Annotated in this window: 3 protein-coding genes; all 3 read left to right on the forward strand. The window is 66.5% G+C overall.

Annotation, left to right across the window (positions count from 1 at the left end):
• Positions 1-127: 127 nt before the first annotated feature.
• A complete protein-coding gene (locus ON37_RS32685) occupies positions 128-301 on the forward strand; it encodes a hypothetical protein (RefSeq protein WP_157171339.1) in 174 nt (57 codons plus the stop codon).
• The gene (locus ON37_RS03590; protein WP_040716667.1) at positions 298-972 is read left to right on the forward strand and encodes a hypothetical protein; all 675 of its coding nucleotides are present in this window, start codon (positions 298-300) and stop codon (positions 970-972) included. The genes ON37_RS32685 and ON37_RS03590 overlap by 4 nt, the downstream gene beginning before the upstream one ends.
• Positions 973-1001: 29 nt before the next feature.
• On the forward strand, positions 1002-2403 hold a 1402-nt coding region (locus ON37_RS03595), incomplete at its 3' end, for a replication initiator (protein ID WP_040716669.1).

Consider the following 2403-nt stretch of genomic DNA (forward strand, 5'->3'; position numbering starts at 1 on the left):
ACCGCATCACCTGCGACGGCTGCGCCATCACCGGCGAATGCGACACCCACGGCCATCTCTTCACCACCGGAAACCCGTTCCGCAGCTGCGACCGCTGCGGAGCACCCAACGAACAGGAGACCCTGTAATGAGCACCCCCGCAAACGAATACGCCAACGTGATCGACCTGCACGCGCGTCGCCGCTGCCAGCTCGAAGCCCGCGGTCTCGACCCCATCGGTATTGCGGTCAACATCCTCGCCGAAACCGGCACCGCGTTCGGACACGGCTACGACCCCGACGGCGGGGACTGGGCAGCATGAGTACAACCACCAAAACCACCACCACGGTCCGGACCCGCCGCGACCCGGCAGAAGACATTGCCACGCTGTTTCTGGCGGTGATCGGCTGGGCGGTGATCTCGGTGTTCCTCGCGGTCTGGTGGGCGCTGCTGTTCCCGATGATCTCGCTACCGCTCGTCGCGGTGGCCGGCCTTTTCTGGTTCTACGGTTGGCTGCCCGCCTTCGGCATGGCACTGGCCTCTACCGCCGCGCTCGGGCTGTGGCGGGTGAAAGCTCCGGAGTCGTTCTCCCGCTGGATCACTCGCCGTGTCCGGTCCCGGTTCCTGTCCTGGTTCCGGTATCGCCGGCAATGGTCGGCACGGCTGGACGATTGCAGCCTGTCGGTTCGTGACGACCTCGGCGGAGCGGTGAAGATTCCGCGACTGGTGAGTATCGACATCGGGGAAGCCACCGACACCGTGCGAGTCGCAATGCTTCCTGGCCAATGCCCCGATGACTGGGCCAACCGTGCAAGCCATCTGGCACATGCATTCGGGGCGCAGGAATGCCGCGTCAGCATCACCGGCCCCGCTCGGGTCCAGCTGGTGTTCCGGCACGCCGATTCGCTCGCCACACCGATCACCGCCCCGTTCCAGCACATTCCGGGCGGACTGGGAGGACCACCCCGCGACAAGGACGACGACGCCGCGTGACCACGACCACCAGTGAGGGAGGCCCGATCATGACAGACACCACCACTGCCACCGATCCGGCCTCCCTCGGCCCGGCCCGCGAAACCGCGGCCGATCGCCGCGCCATGCCGAACCTGTACGACATCGCGCAAGCCGCGGCCGACAAACACGGCCAGTGCCGCCGACCGATCCCGATGTACTCCTACAATCCCGACACCGGAGAATCGAAATACGTTGGCGCACCCTGCAAATCGACACTGGAAAGCGTGTGCCCCTCCTGTGCTGCGCGGGCTCGCGCTCTGCGGATGCAGCAAGCCCACGAAGGCTGGCACATCGAACACGAACCCGTCGACGACAAACGCGAACCCACCGACCAGCAACGCGAACTGGTCGAGACCCGCGCCCGGCTGATGGACGACTACCAGCACGCCAAGGCCCACGGCGACGAGGAAGCCATGACCGGCATCCGCGAGATCGTGGCCGAGCTGGATGCGGAGCTGCGGGCTACCGGTATGCGCGGGCGTCTTCCGGCGCTCGACCCTGCGCCGAAATCGGAGCGCAAACGGTCGACCCGCCGCCGCCAGGACGTCCCCGACCTACCCCGCAAGAAGGTGGATAAGTCCACGATCGGGCGTCAGTACGCGGGCAAGTACCGGCCCTCGATGTTCATCACGCTGACCATGCCCAGCTACGGGCGCATGAACGATGACGGCGCGATCAACAGCAAGGGCAAACCGTGCGGCGACGGATCGCCCCGCAACCCGGACACCTACGACTACCGGCGCGCTGCCCGGGACATCGTGTTCTTCCCGGCCCTGTTCGACCGGTTCGTCCAGAACTACCGGCGCGCCACCGGTCGCGACATCCAGTACTTCGCCACCGTCGAACCTCAACGGCGCGGCGCCCCGCACATCCACATGGCGGTACGCGGCACCGACCCCCGGGCACTGGTGTTGCAGATCGCCGCCGCGACGTATCACCAGGTGTGGTGGCCGCACTTCGACCCGGAAAACGAGCAGTACACCGATGGCCGTATGCCGGTCTGGGACTATTCGGCCGGCCGATTCGTCGACCCCGACACCGCCGAACCGCTGCCCACGTGGGATGAGGCAATGGACGTCCTCGACACGGTCGACGACCTCGAACCCGCACACGTGGTGCGCTTCGGCGACCAAATCGACCCGAAGAACGTCAAGGGCGTGCTCGGCGGCACCGAAGAAGCCTCCCGCCACGTCGGCTACCTGACCAAATACCTCACCAAGTCCATCGCCGAGGTCATCGAGCCACAAACCGACCGGGCCGCCGAACATTACGACCGGCTGCACGCCGAACTCCAGAAGGTGCCCTGCTCACCGCAGTGCCCGATCTGGCTGCGGTACGGCATCACCCCGAAGGGCGCCAGCGACAAGACCCAGCCCGGCCGCTGCAAGGGCAAAGCCCACCGCCGCGAAA

Origin of the sequence: Nocardia veterana NBRC 100344 (assembly GCF_000308855.1) — a bacterium.
GTDB classification, from domain to species: domain Bacteria; phylum Actinomycetota; class Actinomycetes; order Mycobacteriales; family Mycobacteriaceae; genus Nocardia; species Nocardia veterana.